This window comes from Leptolinea tardivitalis, from assembly GCF_001050275.1.
Taxonomy (GTDB): Bacteria; Chloroflexota; Anaerolineae; order Anaerolineales; family Anaerolineaceae; genus Leptolinea; species Leptolinea tardivitalis.
Genome location: NZ_BBYA01000008.1, coordinates 468,654 through 486,620, shown reverse-complemented (window position 1 = coordinate 486,620; position 17,967 = coordinate 468,654). Strand labels below are relative to the sequence as shown.

Sequence of the window (17,967 nt, the reverse complement as noted above, 5' to 3'; positions counted from 1 at the left end):
TATGCTTTCCTATCGCACAAGTAGACTGATAATGAAACCAGATCCCCATGTGATATGCATGGTTAAAATTGCTAAAGGCATTCCAGCTATCAGAGATAAATCGTTCCGTTTTCTCACCTCAGGGATGGATGCAATGACGATTATACCCATATATAGGAAAAAAACGGCAAAAAATGCTATCAAAAAATAATGGAAAAAAAAACCTGAAACCAACAGGAAAACCAGTCCTGCCACGAATAACGGCGGTAGCAGCTGGCGAAGTTTTATTGATGATGGGTATCGTTTCACCATCCTGGCTTTCCAAAATCCATAGCGCCAGTATTGACGGGCAAGATCAAATAAAGTAGATCGTGAATAATACTGGCAGACGATGTCAGGGTCAAACCAAACAATTCCTCCCATTTCTCGAATACGGGTGTTAAGTTCGTAATCCTCATTTGTAAGCAGTGATTCATCAAAATAACCAACACGATCAAAAAGTGACCGGTAATAACACCCGAATGGGACGGTATCCACAGGTCCGGCTTCTCCTGAAATTCGATAACGTACATTCCCAACCCCCAGAGGGTGGGCAGCAGCTGCAGAAATACCCCGCGCCATCCAGGTTTCGGCTCCTGGGATGATTTCCCACCGGCCGCCAACATTATCCCCTCTTTTTGCCAGCAAATCGTTTACACAGGTAACTACATAATTCAATGCAGGCAATGAGTGGCCATCCATGCGGATAATGATTTCACCCTGAGCAGCCCGAATAGCCAGATTAAGTGCAACGGGTATCTGCTTTTGAGGATTTTCCACTACCCTGATTTCAAGATCTGCATGTTGAGTTCTAAATTCGTCAATAACCATTAAGGTATGGTCATTCGATCCACCATCTGCAATTACAACTTCCATTTGATCACGGGGGAATTGTTGATCATATAAAGCCTGCAAAACACGGCGGATGGTTTTTTCTTCGTTAAGGCAGGGGATAATTATGGATACAGTTTTCATGTTGAGGATCGATGTACCTTTACTGTTGGTTTGTCATAAGATGGCAAACGGACAAAAAATGTGCTCCCCTTACCAGGTTCGCTAGTGACCCAAATTTCTCCATTGTGAGAAAGAACAATTTGCCTGGCAATGGCCAGCCCCAACCCAATCCCCCGGCTTGATCCGCCACGACGCGATTTATCTACCTGGTAAAATCGTTCAAAAATCCGGTTTTCTTCAACATCGGGTATACCTTTTCCAGTATCTGAAACAGAAGCCAGTACATTCCCTTGATCGGGAACAATCTTAAGAGTGATTTCTCCACCTTTCGGTGTGAATTTTATGGCATTATCCACCAGATTAGTAAACACCTGAGCCAATCGATCACCATCTCCCATCACTATTTGGCCGGGTGTGATCTGTTTGATTATTTTCAATCCAGCCGCTTGAATCAGGGGCAGCATTTTTTCATCAAGTTGATCAAGTACCATGGAGAGATCGACGGGAGCCTGATTCATGCCGGCAGATCCTTCTTCAAGCCGGGAAAGAGTTAACAGGTCCATTACCAGGCGATGCATACGTGAGGCTTCATCGAATATAACGTTGGCAGCCTGCATCAATTCTTCTGGTGTACTGGCAGCGCCATCTTGAATGGATTGTGCAAAGCCTTGAATGGATGTTAGTGGAGTTTTTAATTCATGAGAAACATTTGCCAGAAAATCCTTTTGAGATTCTTCTGTCTGTTGAACTCGTTTACTCATCTGGTTGAATGATTCCGCTAACTCCTGAATCTCCTGCGGACCTTCTTTTTCAAGGACAGGATAGCTTCCGCTTTCAATTTGTCTGGCGCCGTCCGCCAGCCGTTTTAATGGGCTGCCGATCCATGCAGACATAAATAATCCCATGGCAAATGCAATAAATAACGCAATTATGCTTCCCTGCAACATGGGTTGAACAATTTCATCGCGCAGCAGCATTCTGATCTCAATTACAGGTTGCCGCGATGCGGCCAGTAAATAGTAGTGTTCATCCAACGGACGCAGGATATACAACCATGGCCTATGTTCTACATCAACGAATGTTTTGAAAGAGATGGGATCATCTCCAGTAACCTGTAAAGGAACGTTGAAAGTCGGAATGGGCGGATATTCACCTTCACCACTATCAATGATTATTTTTCCATCAGCATCAATAATGGCATAACGAATCTTATCCCTGCGGGATTGATCAAATAGCAAACCAGAGATTTTGTCGATGTTAAATGAAACTTCTAACTTTATCTTGCTTGAAAGCGTTGATTGTGATAACCGTAATTGAAGAATTGCTTGCCGGTAGAATAAAGGACTGCGATTCAACGTACTGATGGTAGTACCAATCATTCCGGTTAATGCCGCAATAATTACTAAGGAGTAACTTAACCACAATCGAGATCGAATAGTCGAAAGCATCAGGCCGTCAACTTATACCCTATTCCGGTTACAGTTTCGATATGCACTCCACTTCCCTCAATTTTCGACCGCAATTGAGCGATGTGTACATCTACAGTACGCGTCTGTCCAAAGTACTCGAAGCCCCAGGCCAGGTTCAACAATTTTTCCCGAGTTAAAACCAACCCTCGATTTTTTGCCAGCACCCACAGAACTTCAAACTCCTGTGTACGTAATGACAACGGTTGGTCTCCTAGGTAGACTTCACGACGAGCTGGATCAATGACCAATTCACCTACGCGCACCATCTCGCCGGAGGTTTCTTTCCCAAATCGCTCAGACCTTCGGAGAATGACTTTTACACGTGCCGTCAATTCTCGCGGGTTAAACGGTTTGGTCATATAGTCGTCTGCACCCAGTTCAAGGCCAAGAATTTTGTCAATATCATCATCACGGGCGGTAAGCATTATGACCGGTATATTATTCTTCTCCCGACGCAAACGCTTGCAAACTTCCAACCCATCCATTTCTGGCAGCATAACATCCAACACGACAAGATTGGGTTTCCTTGTTTTGATTGCCTCCAGGGCAGATTTCCCGTCAGCTTCAGAAATGATCCGATACCCTTCTCTCTCAAGATACATCTTGGCAAGTTGAATGATATTGGGTTCGTCATCGACCAGTAAAATCAACTCATCCGTCATATTGTTTGGCTCTTAATCCTTGTTGCAGCAACAATGGTTTTCCCCATCATTTGCAGATGGAACAACAGCGACAAGTTCAATTTCGACCAGACCGTTCTTTGGTAATGCAGCCACTTGTATGGTTGATCGTGCAGGAAAATTTTCAGTGAAGTATTCACCATATATGGCATTCATCTTCTGAAAATCCGCCATATCTTTAAGGAATACAGTAGTTTTGATAACATGTGCCAGATCAGTACCGGCGGCTTCAAGAACATTCTTGAGGTTTTTTAAAACCTGGTGGGTTTGTCCCTCTACTCCGCCTTCAGCCAGTTCGTTGGTTGCCGGATCCAGACCGGTTTGACCAGAACAATAGATAAAATCTCCTACTTTCACAGCAGCCGAATAAGGCCCAAGCGCTTTCGGCGCTTTGGGTGCAACAATGGATTTCTTTTCATTGCAATCACAGCTCATAGGGTATCCTCCATGTTTTGTACATTCTAAGGCATTGCAGTGTTGTTGACAACAGATTTGTGCTTTCTTAAAACCGATTCTATAATTAATTTTCGATCATCATGAGGTTGTTGAAAGGAGATGTTATGACTGCCATCAAAGATATTGAAGGAATTGGTGATGTCTACACCAAGAAATTGCAGGCAATCGGTATCTCTTCGGTTGAAGCATTACTGGAAAAAGGTGCCACAAAAAAAGGCCGTGATGATATCAGCAAGGAATCTGGAATTGATGAACATAAAATTCTTGAATGGGTAAACCGTGCTGATTTATATCGAATTAAAGGGATCGGCTCCGAATATTCAGATCTTTTAGAAGCTGCCGGGGTCGATACTGTTGTTGAACTTTCCAAGCGCCGCTCTGATAACCTGACCGAAAAGATGGTTGAGGTTAATGTGGAAAAGAAACTGGTCCGAAGAGTACCAACCCAGCAAATGGTTGAAGGATGGATTGCTGAAGCCAAGACTTTGCCGCGAATCGTCTCATACTGATTTGTCATCAAAAATTTTGATTGAAATGGAGCGGTGTCAGAAATCGTAACCGATGACAAGTCTGCCACCGCTCTTCTTTTTGTATGCGGTGTAATCCATGAAATCCCGGCAAATATTATCTGATGAAGCTGAGTGGACTATTGATGCCCGTCTTTCTGATGCCACCTGCGATACTATTTTGCAGGCATTAAAAGCTGTCGAAAACTGGCTTTTTCAAGGAAGAATTCAGCCCCGCACTTCCAGTCAATTATTTAAAACAATCGGGATATACTGGAAGCCGTCTCCACCTTTCTGGTGGAAAACCCGGTATCATCATGTTGAATTTTCCACAACTTTTGTCGTAGGAGAAGCACTTTGCTGTGACACGGCCGTTCATGAGATCGCGCATGTGTTGGATAATTTTCTGGGGATGCATCCTTTGTCTACTATTTTTGGTGGGGGCCCCGCAGATCTCATGTGCAGGTCGATCGGTGCAGAACCGGAATGCTTCTTTCCCCGATTTCGTGCACCAGGTTTTGAAAAGAGAATGACCGCATTATGTGTGGAACAGAATCCAACGTTATATGGTCGCAGTTTGGGACCAGCAGAGGATTTTGCAGAAAGTTTCCGACTGGTAGTCACCAATCCTGATTATCTTCATTCATCTGCTCCATGCCGGTATGATTGGTTTGAAAATTGGAGGCTCACACTCCTGGACCAATTCGAGAAATAATCCCAACACAATTGACTCTTTACTTGCAGATAACTACACTTAACCCATGCTTTCAAGAATATTTTCCTGTGCTGTCATTGGCCTTGATGGGGTCATCGTAGAAGTTGAGGTTGATACCGGTCCGGGATTGCCTAAAATGGTCATTGTTGGTCTGCCGGATGCTGCCGTTCAAGAGAGCCGTGAACGGGTAAGGTCAGCTGTCCATAATGCGGGTTTTGATTACCCCCGCCGCGCGTTGACGGTCAATCTTGCGCCAGCTTCTGTGCGCAAGGAAGGACCAGCCTATGATCTTCCGATTGCCCTGGGTGTCCTGGCTGCCACCCATCAGCTTGACCAGAGCCTTCTGGATGAAAGTCTGGTTATTGGTGAACTTTCTCTTGATGGAAGTGTTCGGCACGTCCGCGGTATGCTTCCCATGGCTGCCACCGCACGGGAACAAAACTTTAAACGTGTTTTTGTTCCATCTTCTGATGCAGCGGAAGCAGCATTAATTCCAGATCTTGAAGTTATTCCTGTTAATTCATTGACGGAATTGGTCATGCATCTTCGGGGTGAAATCCACATAGAAACCACCCATACCATAGATCCGGCAGATGTTATTGAACCGATCCTGTCTGATTTTAGTGAAATCAAAGGGCAAGAACATGCCAAACGAGCACTTGAAGTAGCAGCTGCCGGTGGACACAATGTACTCATGATTGGGCCACCTGGTTCTGGTAAAACGCTTCTGGCCCGGGCATTACCATCCATCCTGCCAAAAATGACCATTGATGAGGCATTAGATGTCACTCGGATATATTCGGTAGCTGACGCACTGCCTTCTGATGTTCCCCTTTTACGCGCCAGACCGTTTCGCGCACCGCATCATACCATTAGCCACGCCGGTCTGGTGGGAGGCGGGCACATTCCTCATCCGGGTGAAGTTTCCCTCGCGCATCGAGGCGTTCTGTTCCTCGATGAGCTTCCTGAATTTGGCCAACGCGTTCTCGAAGTTATGCGCCAGCCTATAGAAGACAAGATGGTCACCATCAGCCGCGCCAATGGTTCGCTCACCTTCCCGGCGAATTTTGAATTAGTCGGGGCAATGAATCCGTGTCCATGCGGATATTATGGCGATCCTCAGCGAGCATGTACCTGTTCTGATGCCACTGTAACAAAATATCAAAAACGCATTTCAGGCCCCTTGTTGGATCGTATTGACATACACATCCACGTTCCCAGAGTGGAATATGAGAAGTTATCCAGCGATCGTACCGGCGAACCATCCTGTGCCATTCAAAAACGGGTGGAAGCTGCCCGTGAGTGCCAACGTCAGCGGTTTAAAAATCCAGAAGGTGGTTTCATCAACGGAGTTGCCTGCAATGCTGATATGCGGCCAGCTGAGGTGAGATTGTATTGTGATCTGGATGAGACATGTCGAAATCTGATGAAGAGTGCCAGTATGCAACTTCAGCTTTCTGCACGGGCCTATCATCGGGTCCTGAAATTAGCCCGTACGATTGCTGATCTGGCAGGTTGCGAGAAAATCACCTCGACACATCTGGCCGAGGCTCTTCAATATCGGCCAAGATTATTGGATAACAACGCCTGATCATTACGGGTTTTAATACATACTGCTGTTAAGATAATCAAGTGCCCTGGTAATTTTTTAAATAGAAGAATTTATCTAAAATTTTCTTCTGTACAAAAGCATGAATCTCGAAAAAACAATTTGTATAGAGTTTGTTCACCATTAATCAGCTCTCTGTATAATAGTGACAGAGTTTATCAATAATACAAAACAGGTATATATGAGACGCCATAAATTTATCCCATATTTGTTTGCGATTGCATTTGCAGGCTTTGTTCTGGTTGGCTGTCAAACAAGCCAGCCTACTCAAGCACCCACAAATTCAACCGTTCAAGCTACTACAACTCCTTCATCTCCCAACAGACTGATTTTTGAAGGTGAAGCAGTTCCCATCAGCTATGTAACCCTTTCTTTTCCCATCAATGGTGTAGTTGACCAGGTAAATGTCAAGGAAGGCGATTTGGTAAATCAGGGAGCAATCATTGCAACACTAAAAGGATCCGAGAAACAAAAAGCGTCCATATCTGCTGCTCAGACTGACCTTTTGTCAGCGCAGAAGGCGTTGGATGACCTTAATCAAAATGCAAATGTAGCCCGGGCAAACGCCCAATTAAAACTGGCCCAGGCAAAAAAGGCTCTTGATAAAGCGATCGAAAATCGAAATTATAAGAATTACAAGAAAGCTGATCAATGGTATATCGATCAATCACAGGCTGACTATATCCTGGCATTGAATGATTTTAATAATGCCAAAATGGTCTGGGAAAACTGGCAAAACAAAGATGAAACTGATCCCAACAGGGCATTTGCCCTGCAGAATTTTGCCGCTGCTCGAAAAAAGGTAGAACAGGCTGAGGCAAATTATAAATATTTACAGGGTGCCCCAGAAGAAGTTGACGTGCAAATTTCTGAAGGTGAACTGGTTGTGGCAAAAGCAGATTACGAAAATGCTCAGAAAGAATGGGAAAAGGTAAAAAATGGTCCTAATCCGAGTGAATTACAGTTGGCTGAAGAACGGGTAACCAATGCAAAAGCTCAGCTTGCATCAGCTGAATCAGCTCTTGAGGATTTGTCTCTAAAGACAACCATTACCGGCACAATAGTATCTTCAAATCTTAAGGCAGGACAGGTTTCATCCGTTGGATCATCAAATGTGGTCGTAGCAGATTTATCAGAATTTCATATTGAAACGAATGATTTGACGGAGCTAAATATTGCAAAAGTAATGGAAGGCGACAGGGTGACTGTCACGTTTGATGGGATCCCCGGTCTGGAAATACCTGGCAAAGTTGAACGAATCAAACCTTTGGGGGAAGATAATCAGGGTGACATCACCTATACTGTTGTCATCGGTCTTGAAAAACAGGACCCGCGAATAAAATGGCGAATGACCGCATCTATTAAGCTTGAGAAAGAATTAGAAAAATAGTATCGGTTAGTAAGAACAGATCGATAAAGAAAGGGTACGAATTACTCCATCGTACCCTTTCTTTTTGATTTATTCTTCGCAGTAAGAATTGATAATTAAACCTATCATCCACAGGAAATCATTGCTTTAATGGTTTCGCGATCATCAATGATCGATACAATTTTTCCATCGGATATTTGGATTATTTTGTCAACAAACTCACACATTCGTAAATCGTGAGTAACCATAATGCCGGCTTTTTTCTGTTCATGAATCAGATCAGCGTACAAACGGGTAACTTGAAATGCTCTTTGGCTATCCAGACTTGCCGTCGGTTCATCAGCAAGTACAACACTTGGATCATGAATAAGAGATCGCGCAATAGAAACCCGCTGTTTCTGACCTCCAGAAAGCTGATTGGGAAGGCTGTTCTTCCGTTCACAGAGTCCCAATCTCTCTAGCAATTCATCGACTTTTTTCCGAGAATCCTGATCATACAGGTTATTTAGTCTCAGCATTAATTCGACATTCTCTCTTACAGTCAGAAAAGGAACCAAATTGTTTGATTGAAAGGTAAACCCAATACGATTCCGTCTAAATTTCACCCTCTCCTTTTCATCCATATCCCTCAGATTTATTCCATCGATTAATACATCACCATGTGTTGGAACCAATAAAGCAGCCAACATAGCTAACATGGTTGTCTTTCCTGAGCCGCTGGGACCTACCAGACCGACAAATTCGCCAGGGTGAATTTGAAATGAAGCCGAATCAACCGCTTTTACTTCAGATGCTCCATTTTTGTATATCTTGCTGACCGATTTTGCTTCGAGAATGGCTGACATGAATACTCCTAAGAAGACAATCCGAGTGCGATAAGAGGTTCAACACCAATAGCCACTCGAACAGATACCAGACCACCAATCGGTCCAATCGCAAGAAGTGCCAGAATAGCCAGGAAAACAGAGCTGCCATTAAACACAATGGGAATTCCTGCCGGCAGGACTACCGATAACAACAGGGTGACTGCACTCCCAAGAAAAACGCCGAAAGTGGTCACCATGATAATCTGCGCGATTACCGAAATGGCAATTGTGGTATTGGATGAACCAATAGCTTTAAGAACACCAATTAGCGGAATTTTCTGTAATAATTGGATCTGGAAGAATCCACCGATCACTAACACACCAATCAAAAGAGTAAAGAATTGTTGTGTATTCAATGTGCTCTGTTGGACTTTATAACCAGGAACAGCATCGATTGTAGCCTGTTTATCGATCACTTCAATTCCGTCGACCTGATTCTGAATATTTTGCGCCATTGCAGCTTTGTCTTCGGGATTTTTCAATCGAACTGCCAATACATTTGATGTCAGTTCACCTGCAGTATTTGTCTTTTGAGCTTGAGGTCGAATCTGGTCCCAGGTTTTAAATGGCATAAACATCGCTGGGGAAAACTGATATTGTTGTCCATCAGTACTACCAACAACCCTGATAGAGAAAAACTTTTCTTTTGTTCCCTGTATCGTTTTAATGGTGATATCATCTCCAACTTTTACGCCAAACCTAGTTAAAAACCGTTCTTCAACTACAGCTTCGTTACCTTTTAGAGTATTGATGGTTCTGCCGGTCAAAACGGGTGGCATTCCAGGACTATTAGGCTCAACACCTATCAATGAAACATTAACCGGTTGTCGTCCATCTGGCAAAATAAGTGAACCAGTGGCAAATCCAATAGCACCGACATCTTTAACACCTTCAACCCGACGAACATCATTAATTTTTGATCGCCCAATTCGACTCGTTGCAATCAAGTTGTCAACATCTTTCTGGAAGACAAAGAGCTCGGCGTCTACTTTGCTGAGGTATTCCCGGTTGGAGTCAGCCAATCCTTCTGCCAGAGCTGCAATAAACAGCACCAGTGTAGTAATAAGAGCAATAACAAGGCTAATTAATACAAACCGTCCCCGGTTTCTCCATACTTCTTTTACCGCCAGATAAAAACCCATTAATCCTCCCCGGATATAGATCCCTCAGATGAGTAATTTATGGCAATTATACAAATTGTTGTGAATTTATCCTGAAAGCTTATACAGTAATTCTTTTTTCTATATCAAAAGTACAATTAATAATATGGAAAGAGAACCTGATTCTTCAATCTTAAACTCTGCAAAGATCCTCTGGAATTACCTGAAAGTCGATATGCCGCTTGAAAAAGCGGATGGCATTCTGATTTTCTGCAGTAATGATCTACGGGTGGCGGAATATGCAGCCAGCCTGTACCATCACGGTTACGCTCCCTGGATATGCCCATCCGGCGGCGTAGGCCGGCTTACCTATGGATTATTTCACAAACCAGAAGCTGAAGCCTTTGCAGACGTGCTAATCAAGGCAGGTGTGCCGTCTGATGTAATTTTCCGGGAAGATCGGGCAACCAATTCAGCTGAAAATGTTTTTTACACACGCCAGTTATTAATCAAACATAATCTGACCTATAAAAACTTGATCGTCTTGCAAAAGCCTTATATGGAACGAAGAACCATGGCCACCCTTACCCATCATTGGCCAGAATTGAAGTTTATGATCTCATCACCACCCATTTCTTTCGAAAATTATCCATTTGAAGGTTTCTCGACATCAGATCTCGTTCATGTACTGGTGGGAGATTTTCAACGAATAATTCTTTATGCAGAGCGAGGTTGGCAAACACCTCAACCAATTCCCGATGAGGTTATGGGGGCATTCAATTTACTGGTATCAAATGGATACACCAGGGAATTCATCGACCCTGCGGCCTCACCATCGATTCCACCTCAATAGGGGTATTATTCTCTGGCCTTGTTCTTGCAACCACCGTCACAAAACCTTATTCAGGCGGCGGTTGGACTATGACCGAAATGACATCCGAAATTACAGAGCTTCTTGCCCAGGCTATGCGGGCTATTCAATATGGGCACAAACCAGCAGCGGCAGCATACTTAAACCGCATTCTCGAAATTGATCCAGATAATATGGATGCCTGGAGATGGCTGGCTGAATGTATGCCAAATCCGTCTAAACGCGATTATTGTCTCGAACGTGCCGGCCTGGCTGCCAACAATTTCCAAACCAGAATACCTACATCCCCACGATCTTCCGCCGTTTTCAGTCAGAGTTCAATGACAGACTTTTATGAAGATCCATCTGAACCAACTCTGGCAGAAAAACATGCCCAAAAAGCTGTATTGCGTGGCCAGAAACGCGCAGAGCTTCCGCCCCATTATCATACGTCTCTTCCCGTTAATATTGACTATCCCAAATCATCCACCAATCCCCGTCGCACGCAACGCCCGCCATCTGTTGAAAGGAATTCCAAATCACAGAATGTGGCCGTAACAGTCAATCACCGTCAGATTCGACAGTCTTCTAAAAAAAGATCAGGGAAAGGGTTGTTTTTTAGCATTCTGATAATTTGTGTTTGTACGGTATCAGCCTATGTTTTATTTTCAACAGGATTAACTACCGGCACAAAGGTATGGAATTGGATTTCGCTTCAAATAAAAAACAACACATCTGAAATTTCCTTCCTGGGAAATGGAGAAAAACCAACGGAATCCCCCTATAACCAGCCGGCAGAAGTTTCAGTACTGGCCACATATTTCCCCACTCCGGTTGCTACCCCACAGCCAGATGATCAAATGCCCGCAGTTGGCCCAACAGAAGAAGCCGATACCCGGGTTTCGGCAGAAGCACCCGGTGCTGTTGAGGCCTCTGATGCAACATCTGCTTCTACCTCAGAAGATCAGGCAGAAATCTCTTCTGCCAGCGAAGATACGGCTCAGAGTGAATCTTCAGACGCATCGAATTCTGTGGGTGTCTCCAATACGGGCGAAGATTCGCAGACCACAGATATATCCACCAATTCAGATTCACCCGCAGTTGATGCATCCGTATCCAATACTCCATCACAACCGACAGGTTTTGTTGCCGGGCCGATTGTGATTGGGAAATCTATTAAAGGTAATAATATCGAGATCATGCAGTTTGGCAATGGACCGGTCGAAAGAATGATGGTGGCTGGTATTCACGGCGGTAACGAATGGAACACCACAGCCCTGGCCGATCAACTGATCGAATACTTACAAAAAAATCCCAAAGTGATTCCGGCTGATCGCACTTTATATATCTTGCGTCTTCTAAATCCTGATGGTGAGGCCCGGGGGCATAACCTGGACGGCCGTACGAATGAACGAGGTGTTGATCTTAACCGCAACTGGGATGCCTTCTGGGTGGTTGATTGGCCCCGGGATGGGTGCTGGAACTACCGCCCAATCAGTGCCGGTTCTTCTCCATTTTCTGAACCCGAAACCGCCGCTCTGCGCGATTTTCTCTTGAAGCATAAAGTCAGTGCATTGATAAATTATCATTCAGCCGCTCTCGGTGTATTCGCAGGTGGCCGTCCGCCTGAAACTGAATCTGTCCATCTGGCTAAATCGATTGCTGCTGTAACCAATTATGCGTACCCACCGACAGACACAGGTTGTGATTACACAGGTCAATTTGCAGACTGGCTTGCCATGCATGGTACCGCGGCTGTTGATCTGGAACTCTCCAATCATACCGACACAGATTTCGACGAGAACCTCAAAGTCTTGAATGTTTTACTCAAATGGGAACCGTCCACCGGACCAAAATCGTTAACGGGATTAATTAATCTGGCTCAGACTCTGCCAGAGAAACCTACCTTAATCCAACAAATTTCAAAATTTGGTGCCCAGACAATCAATGAGTTGAACGGGTTTGTCTTTGGAAGGCAGGAAGAGAAGTAAAATTTATGCAGCTTTATTCCTTATCTGGGATTTCATCACTGCATGAAAATTATTCGCATTATTTCCGCACTTTTCTTTCTTTTCATTATCTATGTCATAGTGGCAGCCGATAACGGATCGCTGCCACAACTTTTTTACCGCATCTACTATTTCCCCAATGGTGACAAGTTGGGTCATTTTATTTTGTATGGAATTCTCGCTTTTCTCATCAATTGCAGCTTTCCTGAAAGACATATTCGAATAGCCTCGATACAAACCCCGGTCGGAAGTTTGTTCTGTATGGCTTTGGCTTCTATAGAAGAATTTTCTCAGGCATTTTTTCCAAGAAGATCTGCATCCTGGGCAGATCTCGCAAGTGGCATTCTCGGCATTCTGATATTTACGGCATTTTCTTTGCTGGCCATTAATAAATTCAACCGCTCTAAAACAAAATTTTTTCATAATGATAGGGAAAATTTGTAAAACAAGACTAATATAGGAAAACTTGACATCCTTCCCTTCGATTGGATACACTCATCTATAGTATTTTATTGAGTGGAGAATTCAAATGAGCCTCGAAGGGAAGAACATCCTTATCACCGGCGGAGGAGTACGACTGGGACGGCATATCGCCATCTCTCTGGCAAAAGCCGGTGCGAATATTTTGCTCCACTACGGTCGATCAGCTGCCGAAGCCCAGGAAACGGCGGAAGAGATTCGTTCTCTGGGCTGTAAAGCCTGGCTATTCCAGGCAGACCTTTCTGATCTGGATTCCGCTGCACGGTTGCCTTTGATTGCCTGTGAAAAAGCGCCGATCTTCGCCATTATCCATAATGCTGCCATTTTTGAGCCCTTACAATTACCTGATGTAACACCAGAAAGTTGGCAGCACCACATGAATATCAATCTTGGTGCACCATTTTTTATCAGTCAGGCTTTCTTTCAGAATCTCAAACCTGATGAGACTGGCAGGATTATTACCATGTTGGATTGGCGGGCGCTCCGACCGGGTATTGACCATTTACCGTACACCGTGAGCAAAGCAGCATTGGCATCCCTGACCCGATCTATGGCTATCATCATGGCACCCAGAGTAACTGTAAATGGAATTGCTTTGGGAGCGATTTTGCCACCAAACGAGGATACCTCACAGGAAAAAATCATCCAACCTGTCCCCATGAAACGCTGGGCTAAACTGGATGAATTGAGTCAGACGGTTCTATTTTTACTTGACGGACCCGAATATATCACCGGCGAGATCATTCATTTGGATGGCGGCCGACATTTGGTTTAATTAATGGAGTTGCTATGGATCAAATATTGATAAAAGACTTACTCGCGAGGGGAGTGATAGGTATCAGTGACAAAGAGAGGTCACAACCTCAGGATATCCTGTTCAATATTGTCATATTTACGGATATCCGAGAGGCCGGTGCAACAGATGATATCGAAAAAAGTGTGAATTATCGGACGGTATCAAAGCAAATATTGGAATATGCCTCCAGGATCGGGCGGTTTACTGTAGAAGCGCTGGCAGAAGACGTTGCCCGCATGATTCTGGAATATCCCCGAGTTCTTGGGGTGCGTGTGAGGGTGGAAAAACCCGGTGCAGTCCGCTTTAGCCGTTCGGTTGGTGTTGAAATCGAACGGATGCGCTCATAGTGCATTCAAATAAGATGGGAGAGGCTGTTATTCTGTTGGGATCTAATATTGACCCTGCCAGGAACATCAGGCTGGGTGCTCTTGAATTAAAAACACATTTTTCTATCATCAAAACTTCTTCTGTCTGGTTGACTCCTGCTGTTGGAACAACAGGACCCGATTTCTACAATGCTGCTGTCACCTGTACTACAGATCTGGATGCCGATTCCATTAAATTCACAATCCTTCGACCCATTGAGGAAAAACTGGGACGGGTTCGTACTACTGACAAGTATGCTCCGCGGACAATTGACCTGGATGTAATCATTCTCAATAACCAGGTTCTGGACAAACGATTATGGAAAACGGCCTTCATGTTTTTACCGATCGCGGAGATAACACCCGATTTTCCCCATCCAGACGGTTCTGTTACATTGGCGCAAATAGCCACACGTCTGGCTCCCACAAGTGGAGCCAGACGTATTCAAGGTTTTTCTTTATTTTGATTAGAAGTGCAGCGGTTCAGCACTTCTAGAGATATTATCGAGAAACTCAGTACGAGTCGCCAGGTTCTTTCGGAAGTAGCCCAGCATGGCTGACGTAGTCATGCGGGAATCATGTTTTTTCACCCCGCGCATCATCGAACACAGGTGAAGTGCTTCAATCACCACAGCAACCCCGTGTGGATGCAGGGCTTCATCTAAAAATTGTGCTACCTGCTGCGTCATACGTTCTTGAACCTGAAGGCGGCGGGCAAACATGTCTACGATCCGTGGAATCTTTGAAAGTCCGATCACTTTCTTATCGGGTAAATAAGCTACATGAGCTCTGCCAATAAACGGTAGCATATGATGCTCGCACATACTGTAAAACTCGATATCACGAACAATCACCATTTCATCATATTCAACTTCAAAGAGAGCACCGTTAATTAATTTGTACGGATCCACCCGGTAACCAGAAAGCAATTCATCATAACTTTTGGCAACCCGGCTGGGAGTATTAACCAATCCTTCACGGTTGGGATCTTCTCCAATGGCTTTTAGAATCGTTGAAACAGAATTTTTAATCGAGTCCTGATCAATTCCATCATCACAGATTATTTCTGCAGCATTGTATAGATCTTCTGAATTATGCATTTACTTTTCCACTCCTCGCATCTGCCTGATGCCAACCTTTCCATTTCAAATGGTTGTTGACATTATAGGCTTATGAAAGCGAAATTTCCACATGTATGTATAAGATTTATTTCTTCCTGACAAGTAAAAGATCAGCCAATTCATGCAGGTCCCTTACAGCCTCATTCTGACAGGGCATTGAATCGAGAGCAGTTTTAGCTTTTGTAGTCAATTGAGAGGTTTCTATTTCAACAGTCTTTTGAATTCCTTCATCAATTAATAGCTGAGCTAATTCCGATATCTCTTCTGACCGGAACGGTCTTTTTGCCCAATGTTCCCTGAACTTACGGGATGAACTCAATCCCAACAATATAGGAAGTGACTTTTTCCCGCTCATCAAATCGCTTTCAGTCGATTTTCCCATCAACGCGGCATCACCCCAAATTCCCAACCAATCATCCTGAGCTTGAAATGCCAATCCCAGATTCCAGGCAAATACCTGTAAGGCGTCAATAGTCTTTGTATCTACACCTGTGACGATAGCTCCGATGACGGCGCTGCAAGCCAATAAGGCAGCAGTCTTACCTCCAACCATGTTCCAATACATCTCTGCAGTCACTTGGCTTTCGGTTTCAAATGCCATATCGAGATACTGACCTTTAGTCAAACGAATACAGGTCTCTTCCAGCCGGCTTATTGCTGTTACCAGATTTTCTGGTGAACTGGGAGATTGTACGAGAGACCGGTATGCCAGAGAGTACATGCAGTCACCGGCATTGATGGCCTGCGGCTCCCCCCACTTTGCCCAGACAGTTTTTCGACCGTGTCGGTATTCAGATTTATCCTCAATATCATCATGGATGAGGGAGAAGTTATGAATTAACTCAATGGCGGCTGAAGCTGGAAGAGCTTTTTTCCAATCTTTGCACGCCGCCGATGTAGCAAGCAACACAAGCACAGGGCGAATGCGTTTTCCCTGGGCTTTTTCACCGGCATCGTCTCCTTCCCACCCCATATGGTAGGCCAGCATTTCATGCAATCCGGGATATTGTTCTCTGTCAACTGTATCAACCACATGCTTTAATTCATGTTCAATAAATGGTCGAGCTTCCTTAATGAAATCTGTCAGACTCATCTTCAGCCTCTTTTTACCAGGATCGAAGAATTGTTGCGTAATGATGTCAGATTATTTATTCCACATGCAAACAGGCAGATGCGGATTTCTTCAATAATCTCTTTTATTGTTAAAACAGTCTCTTCTTCAGATATCACCGAAGCTTTTAAAATCGGAGATGCCATCCCACCAAGAGTGGCACCAAGCGCGATACATTTTGCCACATCCAATCCATCTCTCAAACCACCTGATGCAAAAAGGATCATATCCGGAACGGCAGCATGCACCAATTCGAGCGAAAGCGCAGTTGGCAATCCCCAACCCTGAAATGTTCCAGCTATTCTGGCACGATGGGGTGCTTCAATGCGATACTTTTCAACTTGAGACCAACTCGTCCCACCGGCACCAGCTACATCGATGCCTGTGATACCCGTTGATGCCAGCCTTCGGGCATCTTCCGATGAAATTCCCCAACCTACTTCTTTTATAAATACTGGTATATCAAGTTCCCGGCATATTTTTTCAATTTTATCCAGCAATCCTGAGAAGCGTGTGTTCCCTTCTGGTTGAACAGCTTCTTGCAATGCATTCAGGTGAAGAAAAAGAGCATCAGCGCCTATCATCTCAACTGCCCGTCGGCATTCATCTACAGAGTAACCGTAGTTTAATTGCACAGCACCTAAATTAGCAAAAAGCAAGGCGTCTGGGGCATAGGCTCTGATAGAAAAAGTTTTGGCCAATGCGGGGTTTTCAATGGCAGCCCGTTGCGAGCCCACCCCTATAGCAACACCGCATTCCCTGGCTGCCACTGCCAGATTGCGATTGACTTTTTCTGCTTCAGGAGTCCCTCCAGTCATGGAGGATATTAATATTGGAGCGTGCAGTTTTTTCATCAATAACATCTGCGAAATATCCACATCCTCCAGATTGATCTCTGGAATCGCCTTTGGAATGAATTGATATGCTTCCAATCCCGTTGTGATGGAGGAGTGAACATTTTCATCCAGGTTTATCCGGATGTGATCGCCTTTACGTGAGGATAGTAGAGATGAATCTGGCATGTCAGTATCCTGAAAGAAGTTGTTTTCAGTATACCAAAACCATGGATTCGGGGTTATATTTTGTAGATGCGGATGTCTGAGGTTCAAATCACTTTAGACTTGACAATCTATATTCCCTTATTACAATACAACACGAGGAATAATCCATTCATATCCAGGAGAATAGCATGAGCGACACACTAGAGCAGGTTAGCAGCGTGATTGTTGATGTTTTGAAAATCGATGGAAAAGGTATCAATATGGATACACGATTCATTGAGGATTTGAAAGCCGATTCAATGGATCAATTCTTCTTGATTGATGGATTCAGTGAGAAATTCAATGTGTCCATCGCCGATGAAGATGCGCGCAACATCAAAACCGTAGGGGATGTGGTTAAATATATTGACTCCCAGAAAAAATAAATAGTCAGTTCTTAAAAAAATCAGACTCCTGAAGTGATTGGTCTTCAGGAGTTTTTCTTTCGGAATT

The 17,967-nt window shown here is 44.2% G+C and carries 21 protein-coding genes; 11 read left to right on the top strand and 10 right to left on the bottom strand.

The features are described 5' to 3' along the window. Window positions 1–9: 9 nt before the first annotated feature. From LTAR_RS06270 to LTAR_RS06255, 4 genes are read right to left on the bottom strand one after another with little or no spacing between them, the layout of a single operon-like run. On the bottom strand, window positions 10–993 hold the full coding sequence (locus LTAR_RS06270; protein WP_062421323.1) for a glycosyltransferase family 2 protein: 984 nt from the start codon (window positions 991–993) through the stop codon (window positions 10–12). Next, window positions 990–2,420 carry a sensor histidine kinase gene (locus tag LTAR_RS06265; RefSeq protein WP_062531910.1) on the bottom strand — a complete coding sequence of 477 codons (1,431 nt, stop codon included), beginning with the start codon at window positions 2,418–2,420 and terminating at the stop codon, window positions 990–992. Before LTAR_RS06265 ends, LTAR_RS06270 begins: the two co-directional genes overlap by 4 nt. Next, window positions 2,420–3,103 carry a response regulator transcription factor gene (locus tag LTAR_RS06260; protein WP_062421321.1) on the bottom strand — a complete coding sequence of 228 codons (684 nt, stop codon included), beginning with the start codon at window positions 3,101–3,103 and terminating at the stop codon, window positions 2,420–2,422. The genes LTAR_RS06265 and LTAR_RS06260 overlap by 1 nt, the downstream gene beginning before the upstream one ends. Before the next feature lie 12 nt (window positions 3,104–3,115). Further along, window positions 3,116–3,556: a RidA family protein gene (locus LTAR_RS06255; RefSeq protein WP_062421320.1), complete on the bottom strand. Its 441-nt coding sequence runs from the start codon at window positions 3,554–3,556 to the stop codon at window positions 3,116–3,118. 125 nt (window positions 3,557–3,681) lie between these two features. Between LTAR_RS06255 and LTAR_RS06250 the strand changes: the two genes are divergently transcribed. From LTAR_RS06250 to LTAR_RS06235, 4 genes are all read left to right on the top strand, one after another. Further along, a complete protein-coding gene (locus LTAR_RS06250) occupies window positions 3,682–4,086 on the top strand; it encodes a DUF4332 domain-containing protein (RefSeq protein WP_062421319.1) in 405 nt (134 codons plus the stop codon). Between the two features lie 97 nt (window positions 4,087–4,183). Then, the gene (locus LTAR_RS06245; protein WP_062421318.1) at window positions 4,184–4,798 is read left to right on the top strand and encodes a hypothetical protein; all 615 of its coding nucleotides are present in this window, start codon (window positions 4,184–4,186) and stop codon (window positions 4,796–4,798) included. A gap of 46 nt (window positions 4,799–4,844) precedes the next feature. After that, the gene (locus LTAR_RS06240; protein WP_062421317.1) at window positions 4,845–6,389 is read left to right on the top strand and encodes a YifB family Mg chelatase-like AAA ATPase; all 1,545 of its coding nucleotides are present in this window, start codon (window positions 4,845–4,847) and stop codon (window positions 6,387–6,389) included. Between the two features lie 199 nt (window positions 6,390–6,588). After that, window positions 6,589–7,797, top strand: coding sequence for an HlyD family secretion protein (locus tag LTAR_RS06235; protein WP_062421316.1), 1,209 nt, complete (start codon window positions 6,589–6,591; stop codon window positions 7,795–7,797). A 104-nt stretch (window positions 7,798–7,901) separates the two neighbouring features. On the opposite strand, the gene LTAR_RS06230 is transcribed toward LTAR_RS06235, so the two are convergent. Together LTAR_RS06230 and LTAR_RS06225 are read right to left on the bottom strand one after the other, a co-directional pair. Continuing rightward, window positions 7,902–8,621: an ABC transporter ATP-binding protein gene (locus LTAR_RS06230; RefSeq protein WP_062421315.1), complete on the bottom strand. Its 720-nt coding sequence runs from the start codon at window positions 8,619–8,621 to the stop codon at window positions 7,902–7,904. An 8-nt stretch (window positions 8,622–8,629) separates the two neighbouring features. Continuing rightward, window positions 8,630–9,784: an ABC transporter permease gene (locus tag LTAR_RS06225; protein WP_062421314.1), complete on the bottom strand. Its 1,155-nt coding sequence runs from the start codon at window positions 9,782–9,784 to the stop codon at window positions 8,630–8,632. Window positions 9,785–9,977: 193 nt separating this feature from the next. Here LTAR_RS06225 and LTAR_RS06220 point away from each other — a divergent pair, with 193 nt between their 5' ends. Beyond that, the gene (locus LTAR_RS06220) at window positions 9,978–10,595 is read left to right on the top strand and encodes a YdcF family protein (RefSeq protein WP_201775943.1); all 618 of its coding nucleotides are present in this window, start codon (window positions 9,978–9,980) and stop codon (window positions 10,593–10,595) included. Between the two features lie 68 nt (window positions 10,596–10,663). Further along, window positions 10,664–12,583, top strand: a complete 1,920-nt coding sequence (locus LTAR_RS06215) for a M14 family zinc carboxypeptidase (protein WP_062421312.1) — start codon at window positions 10,664–10,666, stop codon at window positions 12,581–12,583. 3 nt (window positions 12,584–12,586) lie between these two features. Here LTAR_RS06215 and LTAR_RS17355 read toward each other — a convergent pair whose 3' ends face one another. Continuing rightward, window positions 12,587–12,817 carry a hypothetical protein gene (locus tag LTAR_RS17355; RefSeq protein ID WP_139044428.1) on the bottom strand — a complete coding sequence of 77 codons (231 nt, stop codon included), beginning with the start codon at window positions 12,815–12,817 and terminating at the stop codon, window positions 12,587–12,589. Between LTAR_RS17355 and LTAR_RS17205 the strand changes: the two genes are divergently transcribed. From LTAR_RS17205 to folK, 4 genes are all read left to right on the top strand, one after another. Further along, window positions 12,752–13,045 carry a VanZ family protein gene (locus LTAR_RS17205; protein WP_236686587.1) on the top strand — a complete coding sequence of 98 codons (294 nt, stop codon included), beginning with the start codon at window positions 12,752–12,754 and terminating at the stop codon, window positions 13,043–13,045. The two genes, LTAR_RS17355 and LTAR_RS17205, sit on opposite strands and share 66 nt — an antisense overlap. An 85-nt stretch (window positions 13,046–13,130) precedes the next feature. Beyond that, window positions 13,131–13,856: an SDR family oxidoreductase gene (locus LTAR_RS06205; RefSeq protein ID WP_062421310.1), complete on the top strand. Its 726-nt coding sequence runs from the start codon at window positions 13,131–13,133 to the stop codon at window positions 13,854–13,856. A gap of 14 nt (window positions 13,857–13,870) precedes the next feature. After that, on the top strand, window positions 13,871–14,224 hold the full coding sequence (locus tag LTAR_RS06200) for a dihydroneopterin aldolase (RefSeq protein WP_062421309.1): 354 nt from the start codon (window positions 13,871–13,873) through the stop codon (window positions 14,222–14,224). After that, window positions 14,224–14,709: a 2-amino-4-hydroxy-6-hydroxymethyldihydropteridine diphosphokinase gene (folK, locus tag LTAR_RS06195; RefSeq protein ID WP_062421308.1), complete on the top strand. Its 486-nt coding sequence runs from the start codon at window positions 14,224–14,226 to the stop codon at window positions 14,707–14,709. The genes LTAR_RS06200 and folK overlap by 1 nt, the downstream gene beginning before the upstream one ends. Here the strand turns inward: folK and folE are convergent, their stop codons facing one another. From folE to fni, 3 genes are all read right to left on the bottom strand, one after another. Then, complete coding sequence (gene folE / locus LTAR_RS06190) at window positions 14,710–15,342, bottom strand: GTP cyclohydrolase I FolE (protein ID WP_081419846.1); 633 nt, start codon at window positions 15,340–15,342, stop codon at window positions 14,710–14,712. A 106-nt stretch (window positions 15,343–15,448) separates the two neighbouring features. After that, complete coding sequence (locus tag LTAR_RS06185; protein WP_062421307.1) at window positions 15,449–16,456, bottom strand: polyprenyl synthetase family protein; 1,008 nt, start codon at window positions 16,454–16,456, stop codon at window positions 15,449–15,451. Between the two features lie 2 nt (window positions 16,457–16,458). Beyond that, window positions 16,459–17,496 carry a type 2 isopentenyl-diphosphate Delta-isomerase gene (fni, locus tag LTAR_RS06180; RefSeq protein WP_062421306.1) on the bottom strand — a complete coding sequence of 346 codons (1,038 nt, stop codon included), beginning with the start codon at window positions 17,494–17,496 and terminating at the stop codon, window positions 16,459–16,461. 167 nt (window positions 17,497–17,663) lie between these two features. Between fni and acpP the strand changes: the two genes are divergently transcribed. Further along, complete coding sequence (gene acpP, locus LTAR_RS06175) at window positions 17,664–17,900, top strand: acyl carrier protein (RefSeq protein WP_062421305.1); 237 nt, start codon at window positions 17,664–17,666, stop codon at window positions 17,898–17,900. The last annotated feature ends 67 nt before the right edge of the window (window positions 17,901–17,967 follow it).